Origin of the sequence: Streptomyces sp. NPDC050211 (assembly GCF_040656035.1) — a bacterium.
Lineage (GTDB): Bacteria > Actinomycetota > Actinomycetes > Streptomycetales > Streptomycetaceae > Streptomyces.
In genome coordinates this window covers 160,608-181,274 of sequence record NZ_JBFALC010000005.1, presented here as the reverse complement: position 1 = coordinate 181,274, position 20,667 = coordinate 160,608, and the positions used below count along the sequence as shown (strand labels likewise).

At 69.0% G+C, this 20,667-nt stretch carries 14 protein-coding genes; 7 read left to right on the top strand and 7 right to left on the bottom strand.

Features of this window, described 5'->3' with window-relative positions; genetic code table 11:
• Positions 1-32: 32 nt before the first annotated feature.
• From AB0I98_RS07990 to AB0I98_RS07960, 7 genes are all read right to left on the bottom strand, one after another.
• Positions 33-1,073 carry a LacI family DNA-binding transcriptional regulator gene (locus AB0I98_RS07990; protein ID WP_362936932.1) on the bottom strand — a complete coding sequence of 347 codons (1,041 nt, stop codon included), beginning with the start codon at positions 1,071-1,073 and terminating at the stop codon, positions 33-35.
• Positions 1,074-1,255: 182 nt separating this feature from the next.
• Entirely contained in the window at positions 1,256-2,875 is a 1,620-nt protein-coding gene (locus tag AB0I98_RS07985) for a family 43 glycosylhydrolase (RefSeq protein ID WP_362936929.1), read from the bottom strand.
• On the bottom strand, positions 2,872-3,795 hold the full coding sequence (locus AB0I98_RS07980; RefSeq protein ID WP_362936926.1) for a carbohydrate ABC transporter permease: 924 nt from the start codon (positions 3,793-3,795) through the stop codon (positions 2,872-2,874). Before AB0I98_RS07980 ends, AB0I98_RS07985 begins: the two co-directional genes overlap by 4 nt.
• A complete protein-coding gene (locus AB0I98_RS07975) occupies positions 3,795-4,679 on the bottom strand; it encodes a sugar ABC transporter permease (protein ID WP_362936923.1) in 885 nt (294 codons plus the stop codon). Before AB0I98_RS07975 ends, AB0I98_RS07980 begins: the two co-directional genes overlap by 1 nt.
• An 11-nt stretch (positions 4,680-4,690) precedes the next feature.
• Entirely contained in the window at positions 4,691-6,028 is a 1,338-nt protein-coding gene (locus AB0I98_RS07970; RefSeq protein WP_362936920.1) for an extracellular solute-binding protein, read from the bottom strand.
• A 365-nt stretch (positions 6,029-6,393) separates the two neighbouring features.
• Positions 6,394-7,482: a LacI family DNA-binding transcriptional regulator gene (locus tag AB0I98_RS07965; protein ID WP_362936917.1), complete on the bottom strand. Its 1,089-nt coding sequence runs from the start codon at positions 7,480-7,482 to the stop codon at positions 6,394-6,396.
• A 475-nt stretch (positions 7,483-7,957) separates the two neighbouring features.
• A complete protein-coding gene (locus tag AB0I98_RS07960; RefSeq protein WP_362936914.1) occupies positions 7,958-8,971 on the bottom strand; it encodes a hydroxyacid dehydrogenase in 1,014 nt (337 codons plus the stop codon).
• Between the two features lie 576 nt (positions 8,972-9,547).
• Between AB0I98_RS07960 and AB0I98_RS07955 the strand changes: the two genes are divergently transcribed.
• From AB0I98_RS07955 to AB0I98_RS07925, 7 genes are all read left to right on the top strand, one after another.
• Complete coding sequence (locus AB0I98_RS07955; protein WP_362936911.1) at positions 9,548-10,897, top strand: extracellular solute-binding protein; 1,350 nt, start codon at positions 9,548-9,550, stop codon at positions 10,895-10,897.
• Positions 10,894-11,892: a sugar ABC transporter permease gene (locus tag AB0I98_RS07950; protein WP_362936908.1), complete on the top strand. Its 999-nt coding sequence runs from the start codon at positions 10,894-10,896 to the stop codon at positions 11,890-11,892. Before AB0I98_RS07955 ends, AB0I98_RS07950 begins: the two co-directional genes overlap by 4 nt.
• Positions 11,889-12,788 (top strand): carbohydrate ABC transporter permease, encoded by a 900-nt coding sequence (locus tag AB0I98_RS07945; protein WP_362936905.1) that lies wholly within the window; start codon positions 11,889-11,891, stop codon positions 12,786-12,788. The genes AB0I98_RS07950 and AB0I98_RS07945 overlap by 4 nt, the downstream gene beginning before the upstream one ends.
• 34 nt (positions 12,789-12,822) lie before the next feature.
• The gene (locus AB0I98_RS07940) at positions 12,823-14,355 is read left to right on the top strand and encodes a glycosyl hydrolase family 28 protein (protein ID WP_362936902.1); all 1,533 of its coding nucleotides are present in this window, start codon (positions 12,823-12,825) and stop codon (positions 14,353-14,355) included.
• Positions 14,352-17,693 carry an alginate lyase family protein gene (locus tag AB0I98_RS07935; protein WP_362936899.1) on the top strand — a complete coding sequence of 1,114 codons (3,342 nt, stop codon included), beginning with the start codon at positions 14,352-14,354 and terminating at the stop codon, positions 17,691-17,693. The genes AB0I98_RS07940 and AB0I98_RS07935 overlap by 4 nt, the downstream gene beginning before the upstream one ends.
• Positions 17,694-17,719: 26 nt before the next feature.
• Complete coding sequence (locus AB0I98_RS07930; protein ID WP_362936896.1) at positions 17,720-18,964, top strand: alginate lyase family protein; 1,245 nt, start codon at positions 17,720-17,722, stop codon at positions 18,962-18,964.
• A 96-nt stretch (positions 18,965-19,060) separates the two neighbouring features.
• Positions 19,061-20,665 carry a carboxylesterase family protein gene (locus tag AB0I98_RS07925; RefSeq protein WP_362936893.1) on the top strand — a complete coding sequence of 535 codons (1,605 nt, stop codon included), beginning with the start codon at positions 19,061-19,063 and terminating at the stop codon, positions 20,663-20,665.
• Positions 20,666-20,667: the final 2 nt, after the last annotated feature.

The following is a 20,667-nucleotide window of genomic DNA, read 5'->3' as shown; positions in this document are numbered from 1 at the left end:
GCCGTTCCGATGCAACAACCGTGATGGTTGACTCACCGGACCGGGGCCGTGCTCGCCCGCTGCACCAACCGTGTGGACAGCTCCGTGCGGGTGCTCTCCGGCCGGTCGCCCTCCATCATGCGGACCAGCAGCCGCAGGGCCGTCGCCGCCATCTCCGACAGCGGCTGGCGAACCGTGGTGAGGGCCGGAGTGGTCCAGCGGGCCTCGGGCAGGTCGTCGAAACCGACGACGCTCAGGTCGTACGGCACGCTCAACCCCCGCTCGGCCAGGGCCTCGTAGACGCCCAGGGCCATCCGGTCCGAGCAGACGAAGACCGCGGTGGGCGGCTCGGGCAGGTCGAGGAGTTCCAGCATGCGGCGGCGGGCCGCGCCCTGGTCGAAGCCGGCGTGCCGGACGTACTCGGGCCGCTGCCGTATCCCCGCCGTCACGAGCGCCGAGCGATAGCCGGCGATCCGCGCGCTGCTGCACATCGTGTGCGTGCTGCCGGCGACCACGGCGATGCGCTCGTGACCCAGCGACAGCAGATGCTCGGTCGCCGTCACCCCGCCGTGCCAGTTCGCCGCGCCCACCGACACCACGCCGGGCGGCGGATCGAGGACCGGGTCGATCAGCACATACGGGATGCGGTGCTGCTCCAGCCACGCGTGCTGGGACGGCGTCAGCTCGGCCAGGTTGAACAGCACTCCCGACGAACCGCGTGCGGTGAGCTTGTCCAGCCAGCCGCGCTCCGGACGGCCGCCGCGTGTCCGGTTCGGACCGGCCGACACGACCACCTCCAGACCGGCGTCGTGGGCCGCCGCCTCCACCCCGTGCAGCACCGCACCCGACCAGGAACTCTCCAGCGAGTGCAGCACCAGGTCGACCATCCCGGACACCCTCGCCGTGTCGAACCTCGGTCTGCGCACATAACCGAGCCGGTCCAGCGCCTCGGTGACCCGGCGGCGGGTCTCGGGTGCCACGTCCTCCCGGCCGTTGACGACCTTGGAAGCGGTCGGCACGGACACGCCCGCCTCCCGGGCGACCACGGCCAGCGTCGGCCCGGCCGCCACGCTCGCACTCCCTGTACGGCCCATCGGGATCCGCCTCTCCGGCCCGCCCGCGGGCCATGAAAGTTTCGACCAGCGCAGAAACAGTCAGCGCGAAACAGTAAGCGCTTCCTACCCTAGGTTCACCACAGTTCTGCGGGAAGAGGCCGGACTTCGGCGGGATCTGAGGGCAAGGGCTTTCGAAACTTCGAACGGAGGGCAGCGAGGGGTCAGTCGGGCGTGCAGGCCAGTCGGAAACCCGTGAAGTCGGCGGTGAACTCCGCGTCCACGAGGTCCCACGCGTGGATCCCGGCCATCACGCCGGTGAAACGCAGCCGCGCACCGTGATCGTCGGAGAGCTTGCCGAAGTCCAGTGGCGGCCCGATCGGAATGCGGTTGCCGTCGCGTGCGTACCAGAAGCGGGCCTCGGCTCCCTCGACGGTCACTCCCAGAGTGACGGGCGTCGTCGCGTCGACAACGGCCTTCTGCTCGATACCGTCCTCATCCCGCTCCACCAGACGCAGGACCGTCCGGCCCCCGTCCCGCCACTGCTGGCCGTGCTGCCCCTCACCCTCCGGTTCCGCCCAGGTCAGGTCGAGGGCGACATAGGCCTCGGCGTCGTACCAGAGCACCAGCCCGGCGCCCTGCGTGAAACTCGACGGCCGTGCCTCCAGCGTGACTTCGGCCTCCGCGCGGTGCTCGGTGACCCGCTGGGCCAGCAGGCTGTGCGCCCACCGCGACTCGGGACCATGCCGTCCGCGCAGCCGGATCCAGCCGGGGCGTACGGCGGTGTCGGCCCAGGACGGATCGGGGTATCCACGCGGAGAGCTCCAGGGCCAGCCCAACGGCTCGTCGCCAGCGGCGAGTTGGGGATCGAGGACCGGCTGCGCGGGCACGGAGGGTTCGGCCTCGTCCGCGAGTGTCGGCACATCGACCTCGACCGCCGGATGATGCCCCCCGTGCCGCAGCCTCGGCCAGCCTTTCGCGTCCCACGTCACCGGCTGGATCGCCGTCTCGCGGCCGAGGGGACAGCGCAGCCCGTCCGGCGTCCGCAACGGACGCGCGGCGAGATGGCTCAACACCCAGTCCCCGCCCGGCGTTTGCACCAGCTCCCCATGTCCGGCCTTCTGCAACGGCAGCGACGGATCGTCCCGTGACGTCAGCAGCGGCCGGTCGTCCAGCTCGTACGGCCCGGTCACGGAACGGCTGCGCGCCACCAGCACCCCGTGCTCGAACCCGGTGCCGCCCTCGGCGAGCACGAGGTAGTACCAGCCGTCGCGCCTGAGCAACTTCGGCCCCTCGACCAGCCGTTCGTGCTGGAGCAGCAGATGTGTACCGCCGACGGGCGCCAGGGTGTCCCGGTCCAGCTCGGTCAGGACGATGCCCGCGAAGCGCCTGCCGCCGGGGCGATGGTCACTCTGCAGGTTGAGCAGCCACAGCCGCCCCTCGTCATGGAAGAGCGCCGGATCGAAACCGTGGCTCGCCACCCGGCGCGGTGCCGTCCACGGGCCGCCGATCTCCGCGGCCGTGGTGATGTACGTGTCCAGGTCGAAGTAGGGCGTCCCGACCGACCGGACGATCGCATACGTCATCCAGAACCGTTCCCCGTCCCAGCTCAGGGACGGCGCCCAGACGCCGCCCGAGTCGGGCACCCCGGCCAGTGAGTCGCCGGGGACCGCGCCCCGGACATGGCCCGCGTACTGCCAGTGCGCCAGGTCCCGGGAGCGGTGGAGGGGGATGGTCGGGAACCATTCGAAGGAACTGGTGGCCACGTAGTACCAGTCGCCGACGCGCACAAGTGACGGGTCGGGAGCGAAACCGCGGATCACCGGGTTGTGCAGCAGGGTCACTTGAGGGCTCCCAAGGTGACGCCGGTCCGCCAGTAGCGGCGCATCGCGACCATCATGATCGCCATCGGAACGATGGACAGCAGCGCGCCGGTCAGCACCAGGCTGGTCAGGTCGACGCCGGACTCCAGGCGTTTCCCGGACCAGTTGTACAGGCCCAGGTTGAGGGTCCAGTTCTCCTCGCCGCGCAGCACGGTGAGGGGGAGGAAGAAGGCGTTCCAGGTGTTCACGAAGGCGAGCAGGAACACCGTGGCCCCGCCCGTCGTCATCATGCGCAGCACGATGCTGAAGAAGATCCGCAGCTCGCCGGCGCCGTCGATGCGGGCGGCTTCGAGGAGTTCGTACGGGATGGTCGCTTCGGTGTACACCTTGGCCAGATAGACGCTGAAGGGGTTGATCAGGCAGGGGATCAGCATCGCCCAGGGCGTGTCGACCAGCCCGATCTCCGAGAACAGCAGGTACAGCGGCAGGGTGAGCAGGGCGATCGGGATCAGGAACGAGCCGACCACCGCCGCGAACACCAGATTGCGCCCGGGGAACTCGAAGCGGGCCAGCCCGTAGCCCGTCGCCAGGGCGAGCAGCGTGCCGCCGAGCGAGCCGAGGCCCGCGTACAGGAACGAGTTGGCCGTCCAGCGCAGGAAGATGCCATCCTCGTAGGTGAACAGCTGCTCCAGGTTGTCCCACAGGTGCCAGCCCGAGAACCACAGGCCGTTCGACTGGTACAGGCCCGTGCGGTCCTTCGTCGAGGCGACGATCAGCCACCACACCGGGAACAGGCTGTACATGCTGGCCATGATCAGCCCGACGAGCAGGAACCGCTGGCCGCCGCGGGTGCGGGCGGCGGAGTCCGGGCGGTTCAGGCGCCGGACGGGACGGCCCGTCGACTCCTTCGTGTCCTTCGTGGCCTTGTCAGTCAGCACCATCAGTCCACCTCCCTCGAAGTGAGCTTGTAGAAGAGGAAGGAGGCGACACCGAGGATCAGGGCGAGCAGCACCGACAGCGTCGCGGCGTAGTGGTAGTTACCGGCGTTGAACGCCTGGTTGTAGATGATCATGATCGGGGTGAAGGTGTCGCTCACCGTCTGCGGGGTGACGTTCCGGAACAGCGCGGGCTCGTTGAAGATCTGCAGCATCTGGATGATCGACAGCATGCCGGTCAGGACCAGCGCGCCCCGCACGAACGGGATCTTGATGCTGCTCGCGATCCGCCACTCGGAGGCGCCGTCGAGCCGCGCCGCCTCGAACAGTTCACGGGGCACGCCCTGGAGCGCCGAGTAGATGATCACCATGTTGTAGCCGATGCCGTGCCAGGTCAGCAGGTTGCCGATGGCCGGCCAGACCATCGACGGGGCGAAGAAGTTCCAGTCGAAGCCGAAGAGTTCGCCGAGCGGGGTCAGCGGGCCGACCTCGGGGCTGTAGAGGTTGATCCAGACGATGGCCGCGACCACGCCGGGGATCATGTACGGCACGAGCAGCACGATCCGGAACCGGCCGGCCACCTTCGAGGTGAGCGCGTCCAGAAGCAGCGCCAGCACCAGGCTGATCAGCAGCATCACCGGGATCTGTACGCAGGCGAACAGCACCACCCGCAGGACGGATCCCATGAACGCCGAGTCGGTCAGACCCTGCCGGTAGTTGTCGAAGCCGGCGAACTGCTCGGTGGCGCCGCCGAGTCCGAGCCCGGACTGCTGCTCGCGATAGAGCGACTGGTAGACGGCGTAACCGATGGGGAGCAGGTACAGGAAGACGAAGCCGAGCTGGAAGGGCACCGTGAACGCGGCACCCTTCCAGCGCTGGGAGCGAATCATGTGGAAGTGCCTCAGCCCTTGACGCTGATACCGCGGGACTTCAGGTCGTTGACCGTCCACTCCTGCATGTGCGCGAGCAGGTCGGTGACCTTCTGCTCCTTGCTGACGACCTTGGCCCAGCCGGCCTGCATCTCCGTGAACATGGCGGTCCAGTTCGGGCCGAAGGTCCAGTCGGTGGTGACGGCGCCCAGGCTGTCCTTGACGACCGTCTGCGCAGGCTCGTAGTTCTTGCCGAGCAGCTTCTCGGAGATCGCTTCGGGAACGTACGTGTCACTGTCGGCCAGCGCCGGCATCACGCCGTTGCCGGTCTCCGGGCTCGCCATCGTCTTGACCGCGGTGGTGTCGGTGGACATCCACAGCGCCGCCTCCGCGGCCTGCTGGCGGCTCTTGCAGTCCTCGGTCACCAGGGTCACGCTGGCGGTCAGGTTGGTGCCCGCCGGGGTCTTGGCCGCCTCGCCCTTGAACGTCGGCCACGGCGAGAGCGCCCAGTCACCGAACGACTTGGTGAAGTTCTGCACCATGCCGGCCATCTGCCACGTCGAGATCTGCCGGGTGGCGGTGCCGCCATTGTCGTAATTGCGCTGCACGGCCGCGTAGTCGGCGAACGACAGCTTCGAGTTGAGGTCGTTGTCGATGACCTCCTGGATCACCTTCGCGGCCTTGAGCGTGCCCTCGTCCTGGAAGTCCACCTTCCAGGCGTCGCCGTCGATCGAGTACCAGTGCGCCCCGGCCTGCATGGCCAGCACCTCCAGGGTGCTCGGGTCCTCACCGGCGTAGTTGGTGATCTTGACGTTGTGCTTCTTCAGCTCCTTGCCCGCGGCGATGAAGTCGTCCCAGGTCGCCGGGGGCTCGATGCCGTACTTCTCGAAGATGTCGGTCCGGTAGATCGTGAAGTTCGGCGAGGAGCTGGTGGGGACGCCGTAGAACTTGCCCTGCACCTGCGCGGTCGTCCAGGACCCAGGATTGAACTTGTCCTTCTCGCCCTCGACGTACTCCGTGATGTCGGCGAGCGCGCCCTGGGACACCCAGCTCGTCACGTACTCACCGGTGTTCTGCACCAGACAGGGCGCGTTGCCCGCCTTGACCGCGTTGGTCAGCTGCTTCTGCATGGTCAGCTGGTCGGTGACCTTGGTGTACTTGAGCTGGACGTCCTTGTGACTGGCGTTGAACGCCTTGACCATGGCCTCCTGGCCGTTGGCCCAGCCCCAGAAGTCGAGGGTGACCGGACCGGAGGAGTCCGAGGAGTCCTCCCCGGAGCCGGACCCGCCGCAGGCGGCGAGCAGACCTGTGAGGGCGATTCCCGCGACGGCGGCGGAGGCGAACCTTCTCCGGGGGATGGTGAAGTTCATCTGACCGTGATCCTTCGGATGAGGGCGTTCTTGCAGAACGGCGGCGGCTCGGTGGGGCTGGCCAGGAACGGCGGCCGGAAACCAGCGGCTCGCGGTTGCGGGGGGTCGGCCAAGCGGAAGCTGTAGTAAGCGGTTGCAGGGACGGTAGGCCGACGCCTGCGCACATAGCAAGAGGGGTGCGGCAATTTTGTTACGCCGGTTGGTCCGGGAAGTTATGCCTGGACGCGCGCGGGGTGATCGCGGACAAGAGGACATCCGTCCAGCTCAGAGGCACTAAGCCCCGCCCTGGGGCGACCATTGAGAGCGTTTTCGAGGCCCCGGACACGACTCGGCAAAAGCTACGGAAAACGTTTACGTAACGTCTGTCAGTCGCGCCGGGCAGGCGGCTGTACGGAGTTGCGTACGACGACATGGGTGCCCAGCACCAGATGGTCGCCGTCGCTGCCCTTGCCGCGGCTCGCGTTGCCCTCGCGCCGGTCGGCCACCGCCCGTAGCGCGACGCGGCCCATCTCCTCGTACGGCACGTGCACGGTGGTCAGCTGGGGTGTGAGCTGGGAGGCGAGCGGGATGTCGTCGTAGCCGACGATAGACACGTCCTCGGGAACCCTGAGCCCGGCCGCGCGCAGGGCCTGCATCGCGCCCGCGGCGACCACATCGGTCCCGGCGAGCACGGCCGTGAAGTCCAGTCCTTCCCGCAGGCTTGCCTCCACGGCCCCGTACCCGTGCTGGTAGTCGTACGGGCCGTGCCGCACCATGCCCGGGTCGAAGGGCACGCCGTACGACTCAAAGGCGCGCTGGGCCCCCCTCAACCGTCCCCGGGCGGTGCTGAACTCGGCGTCGCCGGGCAGGACGAGGACCTTGCGGTGACCGGCCGACAGCAGATGGCTCGCCATCGCATAGGCGCCGCCCTCGTTGTCGTAGTCGACCGTCGTCGCCGGCACGTCGCCCTCCAGGGACGGTCGGCCCACCAGGACGAGGTGGGAGCCGGCCGCGTCGAGGGAGCGGGCGAAACGGGCCATGCGCAGCTGGTACTCGTCGTGATCGTAGGCACCGCCGAGCAGGACCACCGCGGCGACGCCCTGCTGGCGCATGAGGTTGACCAGGGCAAGTTCCCGCTCGGGGTCGTTCCCTGTGGTGCCGACCAGCGAGAGCCAGCCGCGCAGAGTGGCCGCGCCCTCGACTCCCTTGGCCACGTGGGCGAACGCGGCACCGGTGATGTTGTCGATCAGGATGGCCACCGTCGGCGTACCGCCGCCGGCCAGCGAACGGGCATGGGCGTTGGTGACGTAGTCCAGATCCCGGACCACCTTCATCACACGCCGACGCAGATCCTCGGACACCGGGTAGTTGCCGGACAGCACGCGCGACACACTCGCGACCGAAACACCCGCACGCTCCGCCACGTCCCGGATGGTGGCCCGACCGACGTCGGCAGACGCCCTGCGCTGACTCACCCCTGCGGCTCCTTCACCGTCATAACCCCGTCCCACCCACGCCCAGCACCTGCCAGACGCCGGTACAGAAACCGTATCCCATGCCTACTCTGGCCCAGCGAGCCAGCGCCCAACCCCGGGCAAGGGCCCACCAACCTCCACTGGTCCAACGCGCCGGCCGCGAGGGAGCCGCAGGGGGCGCGCCGGTGTCGAGACGGCGAACGCGCGGAGGCGCGAAGCGTCGAGCACGATCGCCGTCTCGACACCGGCAGTGAGCGCCCCCGGAGGCGACCGAGCCAGATATTCGGCACGCCAGCTGCAGGGCTTTTCGGCGTGAACGTGTCGCCTGCAGAGCCTCTCAGCGTGAACGCACCGCCGCCTGCAAGGCTTTTCGGCATCAACGCACCGCCGCCTGCAGGGCATCTCGGCCCCAATGCACCGCCGCCCGCGAGACTCCTCGGCACCAAAGCACCGCCCCCCGCAAGGCCCCCCACCCTCAAGCCACCCGCCCCAAATCCCCCACCCGCACCTCATGCACCAACGCATCCCTCACAACCACCCGCTCCATCTCCTCCACCACAATCCGCCCCAGCCGCTCCAACTCGTTCCCGAGCGACCCGGCGATGTGCGGCGTGAGAAACACGTTGGGCAGTCGGTACAGCGGGGATCCGGCCGGCAGCGGCTCGGGTTCCGTGACATCGAGGATGGCGTGGAGCCGGCCGGAGACCAGCTCGTCGGTGAGCGCCTCGGGGTCGACCAGGGCGCCGCGCGAGGTATTGATCAGCACGCCGCCGTCCCGGATGAGGGCGAGCCGGTCGCCGTCGAGCATCCGGTAGGTCTCGGGGATGTCGGGGGCGTGCAGGCTGACGATGTCGCTGTGCCGCAGGAGGTCGTCCAACGACAGCAGCTCGGCCCCGAGTTCGGCGGCCTCGGCGGGGCTGACGTAGGGGTCGTGCAGCAGCACGGTGAAGTCGAACGGCCGCAGCAGTTCCAGCAGCCGTCTGCCCACGCGCGAGGCGCCGATGACGCCGATCCGGCGGCCGACGTTTCCGGTGGAGGCGGTCTCCTCGTTGGTCGGGTAGGTGTGCGTGGCGCGGAAGCGCTCGCGGTGCGTGAAGGTGTCCTTCCCGGCGAGCAGGATCATCGCGAGCGTGTACTCCGCGACCGGCAGCGCGTTACCGGTCACCGCGCTGGAGACGGCGACCCCGTGCTTCCACAGGGCGTCACCGATCAGCGAACGGACCGAGCCCGCGGCGTGCAGGACCGTGCGCAGCTCGGGTGCGGCCGCGAGCGCGTCGGCGTCCAGGTGGGGGCAGCCCCAGCCGGTGATCAGCACCTCGGCCCGGGCGAGGGCGCCGGCGGTCCTCGGGTCGGTGAGGTCCTGCACGACGAGGGCGGGGTCGATGTCGGACGCCTGCTTCAGCCGGGCCATCAGCGGCGGCGGGAAGAGCAGGGGGAGGTGCACCGGATCCATCGCGAACACGGCCCTCGGCGGGTGCGGGCTGGGCATGGCTCTCCTGACATGCTGGTAGAAACGTTTTCAGAAAGCGTCTTCTACGGTAGATCCGCCGAGAACGGCGGGTCAATCAGTTGGACGGAGTGGAGGATACGGACTTCCTCCGGAACGTTTCTGCGGCGTACACGCATGCAGAACAGGACGAGGCGGCAGAAACGCAGAAATCGGTTACTCCATTTTCTGCACCGGAACCCGCTCACGGCAACCGGTTCCCGGAACCTCCATCGAAGATCACCCTGCCGCACCCCGCCGACGACGATGATCAAGCCGTCCCGCGCGCACTCTCCGGTCACCCAGTGAACAGCGGCGCGGCACTCTCCCGTCTCTCGCGCCAACCTGGCTCAAGGCAACGGCCTCAACGCCCTAGAGGGGCTATGACCTGCCCATTTCCCGGCAGTTGAGCGCTCCGGAGTGCCCCTCCGACCCCCCACCTCATGTCGCCCAGGTTACACAGTCTTTTCGAAAGTTCGCCCAGAGTCTTGACGCGGTTTCCGGACAGGAAGAAGCTCTGCCCCATTGCTCGACAACCGGTTGTCTAACGACCGACACAACGCGAGAGGTGGTGCGCCCATGCACCCACGTCCCGGTGCCTCCCTGAGCCGCCGCCGATTCCTCGCCCTGTCCGCAGGAGGTGCCGCGGCCGGAGCGGCGGCCCTCAGCGGCTGCGCCCTGTCGACCGCGGGAGCCGCGCCCGGCGGTGGCGAGAGCATCACGATGATGGTCGAACTCGACGACATCTCCACGGAGTTGATCCAGCAGGCCCGGAAGGAACTCGGCATCGGAATCACCGTGGTGAAGAACGACATCACCCGGCTGATCGCGATGCTCACCAGCGGCAATCCGCCGGACCTCGTCCGCGGCCTCGGCGCCCTGGACGCGCCGTACTTCGCCGCCCGGGGTGTGGCAGAGGACCTGGACCCGTACTTCGCCAAGTCGACCATCCTCAGGACCGACGACCTGGACCCGGCCAACGACGTGTGGCGGTACGACGGCACGACCCAGGGCAAGGGCCCCCGCTACGGCATGGCGAAGGACTTCTCCCAGGACTCGATGTTCTGGTACAACACCGCGCTCTTCGACAAGAGGGGCGTCGACCACCCCTCCGACACCGAGCCGATCACGTACGAGGAATGGCTGGAGAATGCCAAGCGCCTGGTCCAGCGCAAGAACGGCCAGACGACCGTGTACGGCGGCAGCTACAACGGCGTGAACCTCACCGGCCTCCTGACGAGCCTGACGGCCACCGCCGGAGGCAGCCTCTTCTCCGCGGACTTCAGCCGGGTCGACTTCACCACCCCCGAGGCCCGCAAGGCCCTGACCTGGTACGTGGAGTACGCCAAGACCAGGGTCGGGCCGACTCTCATCCAGCCCAACCCCGATGCCTGGGACGGTCCCACCTACGTCGCGAGCCGCATGGCCATGTCCGGCAGCGGCTACTGGCTCGGCGGCATGATCAACGAAGATCCGAAGGTGGCGGCGGTGTCCCGCCTTGCCCCCGCTCCCGTCTTCGAGGGCGGCCCACGGGTCAGTGCCTGCCAGTCCGGCACCGGCCTGTGGATGCCGCAGAAAGCGCGCAACAAGGACGCCGCCTGGCGGGTCTTCGAGTGGTTCTTCGGCGAAGCGCCGGCCAAGGCGCGCGCGGAGGGCGGCTGGGGGATACCGACGCTCAAGTCGCTGCGCCCGCTGATGCCGCAGAAGGAGGACTACCAGAAGCGGGTCCTCCAGGTGCAGCAGGCCGAGTTGGAGCACTTCTCGGTGACTCCTTTCACCCCCTACGCCAAGTGGGACGCCTTCGAAGCCCTGATCAACCAGGTCATGCCGGCCGCGATGAACGGCCAGATCTCCGTCGACACCCTCGCGGGACGCCTCAACTCGGCCCTCAACGAGCAGCTGAAGCGCGGTAAGGAGCAGGTGGGATGACAGTCGGCGAGATACCAGAAGTCGCGGAGCGGCCCAAGGCCGTCACCCGCACCGGTTCCGTACGCTCCGGCGACGCGCCCCGCACCTCCATGACCGCCCGCCGGCACCGGGCGTTCTACATGTTCACCTCGCCCTGGATCATCGGCTTCCTGCTGCTGACCATCGGCCCGATGGCGTACGCGCTGTGGCTGAGCTTCACCACCTTCGACGGCATCTCGCCCAACTGGCGCTATGTCGGACTCGGCAACTACCAGGAGCTGCTCTCCGACCCGGTGACCTGGGACGCCCTGGGGCGCGCCGGTCTGTTCGCCATCACCTCGGTACCGCTGTCGATCATCGCCGGAATGGGGCTCGCGGTCCTGGTCAACCGCCCGCTCAAGGCGCGCGGCCTGTGGCGTACCCTGCTCTACCTGCCGGCGGTGGTACCGCCGGTGGGCGCGGGCCTCATCTTCAAGCAGCTCTTCAACCGGGACTCCGGCGCCACCAACGGCGTCCTCAACATCTTCGGCATCGACGCCATCGCCTGGCTCGACGACCCGTACGCCCGCTACGTGATCCTGATGACGGTGCTGTGGGCAGCCGGAAACATCATGATCATCTCGCTGGCCGGACTCCAGGACGTACCCCGCGAACTCCACGAGGCGGCCAGGATCGACGGCGCGAGCGCCTGGCGGACGTTCCGCAGCATCACCGTGCCGCTGCTCTCGCCGGTCCTGCTCTTCCAGGCCGTGACCGGGATGATCGCCTCGGTGCAGACCATCATGCCGATGCTGCTCGCGGCCAACGCCACCCCGGCGGGGGTCACTTCGATCCCGCAGTCCAACTACATGTACATGATGCACGTGTTCGCGCAGTACTTCGCGCTCGGCCGCTACGGCTACGCCTCCGCGCTCTTGTGGGTGCTCTTCGTCCTGATCCTCATCGCGACCGGCCTGATCTTCAAGTTCACGTCAGGTGTGGTGTTCTACAACGTCGACCCGGAGGCGAAGAAGTGACCGCCACCACCGTGACCCCCAAGGCCCCGCGGACCTCCAAGGATCGCAAGACCCCCGATCCCGGGGGCCGGGTGCGGGTACGCACCTCCCGTCTCGTCCTCTATACCGTGCTCGTCGTGGTCACCGGCCTGATGCTCGGCCCCTTCGGCTGGCTGGTCATCACCGGTCTGAAGACCACGCCCGAGCTGGCGGCCTCCCCGGTGCGCTGGCTGCCCGAGAACTTCCAGTGGCACAACTTCGCCGATGCCTTCACCGCCATCGACTTCCTCGGCTACGCCCGCAATTCCCTCATCATCTCCCTGATCTACGCCACCCTCGTCACCCTGAGCTCCGCCTGGGTCGGCTTCGGGTTCGCCCGCCTGAACGCTCCGGGCAAGAAGGTCCTGTTCGGTGTGCTGCTCGGCTCGATGATGCTGCCGCAGATGATCACGCTCTTCCCGACGTACCTCATCTTCGCGAAGGTCGGCATGGTCGACACCTACTGGCCGTGGGTGCTGTGGGGGCTGTCGGCCGCCCCGTATCTGGTCTTCCTCTTCCGGCAGTTCTTCGCCGGGATGCCGAAGGAGATGGAGGAGGCCGCGATCGTCGATGGCGTCGGCTACGCCGGGATCTTCTGGCGGATCTTCCTGCCGCAGTCCTGGCCGGTCCTGTCCGCGAGCTTCGTGATCGCCTTCACCTGGACCTGGGGCGACTTCATCGCCCCGATGCTGCTCCTGTCCAGCGACAAGACCACGCTCTCCGTCGCCATCATGACCTCCTATGTCACAGACGGCGGACTGCCCGTCAACAACCTGCTTGCAGCCGGATCCGTGATGTACGTCGTCCCGATCCTGCTGATCTTCCTCGTCGCCCAGCGCGGCTTCGTCGCCGGGATGTCCACGACCGGACTGAAGTAGTCCCTCTTACCGAACCTTTTGCAAGGAGTTACGTATGAACGCGCCCCTGTCACGCCGGACCACCCTCCAGGCCGCCGGTGTCATCGCCGCCGCCGGCCTGGCCAGCAGCATCGCGGGCACCGCACAGGCTGCCACGGCGGAGGAGAACGACACCGCCGGCGACAGCGTGGTCATCCACCCGACGCTTCCGAAGGTGCCTGTCAACAACTCCTTCACCGTCAAGGTCCGGCCGCTCGGCGGCACCTGGCAGAAGCTCGGCGTCTACCTCGCCAAGCTCGCACTGATCGACGCGAACACCGGCAGCAACAGAGCCCAGAACTCCTCCTGGGCCGCCTTCGACTTCTCCGGCACCGTCGAGGTCGAGGTCACGTACAACCCGGGCGGCGGCGAGAAGGTCCGCATCCGCCCGGACTCGTACGGCATCAAGCCCGAGGTGCTCGGCAGCACCGCGCGCTTCACCCTGGACCGGCCCCGCAACCTCGTCGTCCAGATCGACGACAAGATCTTCGACTGCCTGCACCTGTTCGCGAACCCGATCGAGCAGGACGTGCCGACCGAGGGCGACAAGAAGGTCATGTACTTCGGGCCCGGTCTGCACACCCACCCCGACCGAACCCTGAAGGTGCCCGACGGCACGACCGTCTACCTGGCCGCCGGCGCCGTCCTCACCTCGGCCGTGATCTTCGAGAACGTGGAGAACGCCCGGCTGATCGGCCGCGGCGTGGTCTACGACACGACCGGCGGCGCGGTCTTCGTCCGCAAGTGCGACAACGTCACGATCGACGGCGTCACGATCCTCAACCCCCGGTACGAGAACATCAGGGTCGCCGAGTCCAACAACCTCACCATCAGGAATCTGCGCGCCTTCAGCCACCAGGGCTGGGGTGACGGCATCCAGCTCTACTGCTCCGAGAACGTCACGGTCGACGGCTGCTTCCTGCGCACCTCCGACGACTGCGTCGCCCTCTACACCCACCGCTGGGACTTCTACGGCGACACCCGCAACATCACCGTCAAGAACTGCTCCCTCTGGGCCGACGTCGCCCACCCGATCAACATCGGTGTGCACGGCAATTCCGACACCCCAGAGGTGCTGGAGAACCTGCGCTACGAGAACATCGACATCCTCGACCACCGCGAGCCGCAGGTGACCTACCAGGGCGCCATCGCCTTCATGGTCGGTGACAGCAACATCGTCCGGGACGTCAGGTTCGACGACATCCGCGTGGAGGACTTCCGCTGGGGCCAGCTCATCCACATGCGGGTCGAGTACAACCCGAAGTACAACACCTCGGCAGGCAGCGGCATCGAGTCTGTCTACATCAAGGACCTCAGCTACAACGGCAAGAACGCCGACCTCTCGATCATCGCCGGCCTCGACGCGGAGCACGCGATCAAGGACGTCACCTTCGAGAACCTCCGCGTCAACGGCAGGGTGATCGCCGACAGCACGGGCAAGCCGAGGTGGTACCTGGCCTCGGACGGCGTGCCCATGTTCGTCAACGAGCACGTGACGAACCTCAAGTTCCTCACCACCGCCGAGGCAGAGGCGGCCGCCGCGTCATGACGACCCCCGCACCCAGCCGCCGGGGCTTCCTCGGCGGCACGGCCGCCCTGCTGTTGGTGGCCGGCGCGAGCGGACTGCTCGCGCCCGGCACGGCCCGGGCGGCCGAGAGGAAGACCGCTGCCAGATCCTTCACCCACCCCGGCCTGCTGCACAGCGCCGCCGACCTGGCCCGGATGAAGGCCGCGGTCGCCGCGAAGGAGTCGCCCGTCCACGACGGCTACCTCGCCTTCGCGGCCCACGCCCGCTCGAAGTCGACGTACGCGATCCAGAACACCGGCCAGATCACCTCCTGGGGCCGCGGCCCCACCAACTTCCAGAACCAGGCCGTCGCCGACTCGGCCGCCGCCTACCAGAACGCCCTGATGTGGTGCGTCACCGGCGAGCGCGCCCACGCCGACAAGGCACGGGACATCCTCAACGCCTGGTCGGCCTCCCTGACCATGATCACAGGGGCGGACGGACCGCTCGGCGCCGGACTCCAGGCCTTCAAGTTCGTCAACGCTGCCGAGCTGCTCCGTCACAGCGACTACGACGGCTGGGCCGAGGCGGACATCGCCCGCTGCGAGCGGTCCTTCCTCGACGTCTGGTATCCGGCGATCTCCGGCTACATGCTCTACGCCAACGGCAACTGGGACCTGACGGCCATTCAGTCCATCCTGGCCATCGGCGTGTTCTGCGAGGAGCGCACTCTCTTCGAGGACGCGCTGCGGTTCGCCGCGGCGGGCGCGGGCAACGGCAGCGTCGGCAATCGTGTCGTCCGGGCGGACGGCCAGGGACAGGAGAGCGGCCGCGACCAAGGCCACGAGCAGCTCGCCATCGGCCTGATGGGCGACGCCGCACAGGTCGCCTGGAACCAGGGCGTCGACCTCTGGGCCTTCGACGACCACCGCATCCTCGCGAACGCCGAGTACGCCGCCCGCTACAACCTCGGCGGCGACGTCCCCTTCACCCCCGACCTCGACCGCACCGGCAAGTACATCAAGACGACCGTCTCCGACAAGGTCCGCGGCAGTCTCCCCCCGATCTACGAGATGTACTACGCCCACTACGCCGGCGTCCGCGGCCTCGACACCCCGTACACCAAGGCGGCCGTCTTCCGCGGCACGGGCGGCGCCCGCTTCGTCGAGGGCAGCAACGACGATCTGCCGAGCTTCGGCACCTTCACCTACGCCGGTACGAAGGCCCCGGCACCGACCGTGCCGACGGCTCCGGCGGGGGTCACGGCGGTCGGCGACGGTACGTCGGTCGGCGTGGCCTGGCTGCCGTCCGCGTGGGCGACCTCGTACAAGGTCCGCCGGGCGAGCAGCCCCGAGGGGCCGTACGAGGAGATCGCGTCGGCAGTCGACGGAACGCTGCACACGGACGACGGCGTACGCCCCGGCCGGACGTACTACTACACGGTCACCGCTACGAACTCCCAAGGCAGCAGCGGCGATTCGGCGAGCGCCTCCGCCACCGCCGGTCTCCCCGCCCCCTGGTCCACCCAGGACATCGGCGTGGTGAAGACCCCCGGCTCCGCCGTCTTCGACGGTGAGCGGTTCGTGCTTGAGGCGTCCGGCACCGCCGACACCTACCGCTCGGTCCATCTCCCGCTGCCCGGCGACGGCACGATCACCGCACGGATCGTGTTCCCGCTCAGCTCGCAGTACGCCAAGATCGGCGTCACCCTGCGCGACTCCCTCGACGCGGACGCCGCGCACGCCTCGATGCTGATCCAGGGGTTGCCGCTGCACACCTGGAGCGGTGTGTGGAGCGTACGGCCCAAGACCGGAGCCGCTGTCTCCGGCACCGGCAGCACGCCCGTGCCGCCCACCCAGCAGCAGGCGATCACCGTGAACGCGGCCTTCCCGATCTCCAGCCTCGGCACCCTGCCCGAGTCGGCGACCCCGCTCGAGGCGCCGTACGTCGAAGGCGCGGGCGACGGCTACCGGCTGCGGGCGCCCTACTGGGTGCGGGTGACCCGCAGGGGCCGCCGCTGCACCGGCGCGATCTCCCCGGACGGCATCCGCTGGACCGAAGTCGGCTCCAGCGAGGTTGAGTTGGGCCGCACCGCCTCCGCGGGGCTGGTCCTCACCTCCTGTCTCGGCGTCGACGAGGAGTACGCGGAGACCGGCACCGGCGCCTTCGACAACGTCACCGTCCTCTCGGCCTCGGCCGGCGAGGTCTGGTCGGTTGCCCGCCCCGCTCGCACCGCCGCCGGCCTCAAGGCGTCCACCGGCGCCGACGCCGTGGAGCTGGCCTGGACCGACCCCGACCTCTCCGCCCGCTACAAGGTGCTGCGCTCCAGGGGCGCCGACGGGCCCTTCGAGACGATCGCGACCGGCATCGGCCCGGTCGGATTCGGCACCCGTGTCCGGTACGCGGATGCCACCGGCACGCCCGGGACGACGTATCACTACGTCGTCGCGAAGACGAACTGCGCCGGACGAGGCCCGCTCTCCGAGCCGGTCTCCGCCCCGATGCCCACCCCGGGCGTGCCCCAACTCACCTCCGCCACCAGTGCGTTCGGCAACAAGGGCGTCCCCTTCCGCCACCTCCTGCGCGGCTCGCACGAGCCCGTACGGTTCAGCGCGGACGGGCTGCCCGACGGCCTCCGGCTCGACAAGCGCACCGGCCTGGTCTCCGGAACACCCACCGAGAGCGGCGAGTTCACGGTCACCACCACCGCGGCCAACGCCTCCGGCACCGGCACCGGCACCGGCACGCTCACCCTCACCGTCGGCACACCCCCGCCCACGCCCTGGACCTACGGCGACCTCGGTGACCCCGTCCTCGACGAGCGCGCCTTCGGGACGCTGGGCGTGGTCGCGATCCGCACGCTGGGCAGCACGTCGTACCACGACGGGACCTTCACCGTGCGTGGTGCGGGTGTCGATCTGACCGTCAACAACCAGGGAATGACAGGCCAGTTCGTACGACGGCCCGTCACCGGCGACTGCGAGATCACCGCCCGGCTCGTCTCCCGCACGGGCGCGAGTGCTGACCGGGTGGGCCTGCTGATGGCCAAGTCGCTGTCACCGTTCGACCAGGCCGCCGGGGCGATCGTCACCGGCGGGACCACCGCGCAGCTCATGCTGCGCACGACCGTCGCCGGACGGTCGACGTTCACCGGGAACGGGTCAGCTGCCCTTCCCTCCCTGCTGCGGCTGAAGCGCGTCGGGACCGCCTTCACCGCAGCCCTGTCCACCGATGACGGCGCCACCTGGATCACCCTCGCCACCGGCGAGATCCCCGGGTTCGGTGACGCCCCCTATCACGTGGGCCTCGTGGTCTGCTCGCGCAACCAACTGGCCCGCTGCACCACCGAGTTCGACGAGGTGAGCATCACCCCCATGTAGATCCTCCACGGAATGGAGATGCATCAATGAGCCGCACTTCCCCCCACCGGCACCTCGACACACCGGAGTTGAGCCGCCGCGGTCTGCTCAAGACCGCCGGCGGTCTCACCGCCGCCCTCGCCGTCGGCGGGTCCGCGACCGTGCTCACGGGCAGCACGGCCGACGCGGCCCCCGCGACCTTCACCCACCCCGGCATGCTGCACAACGCCGGTGACATCAACCGCGCCAAGGTCCGCGTCGCCGCGGGCAACGACCCCTGGCTCTCCGGCTGGCGGAGGCTGACCGCCAACGGCCGCTCGCAGTCGACCTGGACGCCCCGCGCGACGGCGACCATCATCCGCGGCGGCGACGGCCAGAACTACCCCCAGCTCTACAACGACATCCACGCCGCCTACCAGAACGCCCTGCGCTGGCATGTGGGCGGCACCCGGGACAACGCCGACTGTGCCGTGCGGATCCTCAACGCCTGGTCGTCGACGCTCACCACCATCACCGGAAACGCCGACCGGTTCCTCGCCGCCGGGCTCTACGGCTGGCAGTTCGCCAACGCGGCGGAACTCATGCGCGGATACGCCGGCTTCGACCTCGGCCGGTTCCAGAACATGATGCGCAACGTGTTCTACCCGCTCAACAACCAGTTCCTCACCCAGCACAACGGCGCCTGCATCACCAACTACTGGGCGAACTGGGACCTGTGCAACGTCGCGTCCGTCCTGGCCATCGGCATCCTGTGCGACGACGGCGCCAAATACGACCAGGCCGTGAACTACTTCAAGAACGGCGCGGGCAACGGCGCCATCCGCAAGGCCGTGCCGTTCCTGCACCCGGACAACCTCGCCCAGTGGCAGGAGTCGGGCCGGGACCAGGGCCACACCGTCATGGGCATGGGCCAGATGGGCGCCATCTGCGAGATGGCCTGGAACCAGGGCGAGGACCTGTACGGCTACGACGGCAACCGGTTCATGAGGGCCGCTCAGTACGTCGCCAAGTACAACCTCGGTGAGACCGTGCCGTTCACGAAGTACACCTGGGGCACCGGCGTCAACTGCGACTACCGGGAACACACGGTCATCTCCGACGCCTCCCGCGGCCAGGTCCGCCCGGTGTGGGCCATGCTCGACTCCCACTACCGGCGGCGGCGCAACCTGTCCGTCCCCTACCTGCAGCGCATCGCCCAGTCCGTCTACCCGGAGGGGGGTGGCGGCGACTACGGCTCCACCAGCGGAGGCTACGACCAGCTCGGCTTCGGCACGCTGATGTACGCCAAATAGGCCTCCAGGCCACCTCGCTCACCGGAATAGTCGTTCGTGATGTGGTGCTCTGACAGGTGCAGGGTGCACGAAGTGCGGCGAGAAGCAGGTGGGCGCATGGCGGCAGACCAGATGGGGCAGGTGACGGAGCCGGCGGAACGTCCGGTGATCAGGACGCCGTACGGGGCCGTGCGCGGCCGGTACGAGCACGGCGTCGCGGTGTTCCGGGGCATCCCGTACGCGGCGCCCCCGTTCGGCCCCCGCAGGTTCCGGCCGCCCGAGCGGCCGGAACCCTGGGACGGGGTGCGGGACGCGGGCGCCTTCGGGCCGACCCCGCCGAAACCGCCGTACTCCGAGGCCTTCGCGCAGTACCTCTCCGATCCGGTCGTCCCCGGCGACGACTGTCTCAACCTCAATGTCTGGACGCCCGAACCCGGCCCGGGCGCCCGGCTCCCGGTCATGGTGTGGCTGCACGGCGGCGCCCTGACCCGCGGATCCTCCGCGGTACCCGTGTACGACGGAAGCAGCTTCGCCCGCGACGGCGTCGTGTTCGTCTCGGTCAACTACCGACTGGGAGTGGAGGGCTACGGACTGTTTCCGGACGCCCCCGCCAACCCCGGCCTGCGCGACCAGCTCGCCGCCCTGGAATGGGTGCACTCCTCGATCGAGGCCTTCGGCGGCGACCCCGCGCAGGTCACCCTGTTCGGCCAGTCGGCCGGCGCGATCAGCACCGGCGCACTGCTGGCCGCCCCGCAGGCGCAGGGGCTGATCCGGCGTGCGGTGCTGCAGAGCGGGCCGCCGGAGGCCGCCGAGCGGGACAAGGTACGGCGGATGGTGCGCCGTATGGCCACCCGGCTGAAGATCCCCGCCACCGCCTCGGCCTTCGCCGACGTCGACCGGGAACTCCTCCTGCGCACCCAGGCCGACGTGGGCAAGCTCAGCAGCCCGGTGCTGGGCGGGCCCGCCTTCGGGATCGTGGTCGACGGCGATGTCGTCCCGCGCGACCCCTTGGAGGCCCTGGTCGACGGCGACGTGGCGCGGGACGTCGACCTGATGATGGGCTGGACGCGCGACGAGTACCGGCTGTGGCTGGTGCCCGGCGGTCTCCTGGAGCGCGTCGACCGGCTCGGCCCGGTCGCCCTGGCCGGCGCCATGGCCCGCTGCCGCTGCGGACACGAGGTGCCGCGCGGCTACCGCGCCCTGCGCCCGGACGCGGGCACCGCCGAGATCGTCGGCCAGCTGGTCACCGACCACCTGCTGCGCCTGCCGCTGCACCGCCTGGCCGACGCCCGCCCGCAGTCGTCGTACGTCTACGAGTTCACCTGGCCCTCCAGCCTCCCCGACCTCGGCTCCTGCCACGCCCTGGAGCTCGGCTTCGTCTTCGACACCGGCGACGTCCCCGAGTCGCGGAAACTGGCCGGCGACGGTGCCCCGCAGGAGCTGGCGGACGCGATGCACTCGGCGTGGGTGCGGTTCGCGACCCATGGCGACCCCGGCTGGCGGCACTGGAACGGCACCCATCCGGTCCGCATGTTCGGCGTCGGCGAGCCGGAGATCGCGTTCGGCCCGCGCGACGCGGAACTCGCCCTGTGGGCGGCCGACGCGAGGGCCCGGGAAGCGGTTCCGGAATCGGCGCCTGCGGACGGTGCGCTCGCGCGCGGTGCGGAACTGCGGTCGGTCGTACGGCGGTTGCGGCTGCCGGGGACGGTACGACGGTCCTGAAC

Coding starts and splice junctions, on each gene's coding strand:
- AB0I98_RS07990 (WP_362936932.1), bottom strand. CDS start 1,073: ATGGGCCGTACAGGGAGTGCGAGCGTGGCGGCCGGGCCGACGCTGGCC.
- AB0I98_RS07980 (WP_362936926.1), bottom strand. CDS start 3,795: ATGGTGCTGACTGACAAGGCCACGAAGGACACGAAGGAGTCGACGGGC.
- AB0I98_RS07975 (WP_362936923.1), bottom strand. CDS start 4,679: ATGATTCGCTCCCAGCGCTGGAAGGGTGCCGCGTTCACGGTGCCCTTC.
- AB0I98_RS07970 (WP_362936920.1), bottom strand. CDS start 6,028: ATGAACTTCACCATCCCCCGGAGAAGGTTCGCCTCCGCCGCCGTCGCG.
- AB0I98_RS07960 (WP_362936914.1), bottom strand. CDS start 8,971: ATGCCCAGCCCGCACCCGCCGAGGGCCGTGTTCGCGATGGATCCGGTG.
- AB0I98_RS07955 (WP_362936911.1), top strand. CDS start 9,548: ATGCACCCACGTCCCGGTGCCTCCCTGAGCCGCCGCCGATTCCTCGCC.
- AB0I98_RS07950 (WP_362936908.1), top strand. CDS start 10,894: ATGACAGTCGGCGAGATACCAGAAGTCGCGGAGCGGCCCAAGGCCGTC.
- AB0I98_RS07940 (WP_362936902.1), top strand. CDS start 12,823: ATGAACGCGCCCCTGTCACGCCGGACCACCCTCCAGGCCGCCGGTGTC.
- AB0I98_RS07935 (WP_362936899.1), top strand. CDS start 14,352: ATGACGACCCCCGCACCCAGCCGCCGGGGCTTCCTCGGCGGCACGGCC.
- AB0I98_RS07930 (WP_362936896.1), top strand. CDS start 17,720: ATGAGCCGCACTTCCCCCCACCGGCACCTCGACACACCGGAGTTGAGC.
- AB0I98_RS07925 (WP_362936893.1), top strand. CDS start 19,061: ATGGCGGCAGACCAGATGGGGCAGGTGACGGAGCCGGCGGAACGTCCG.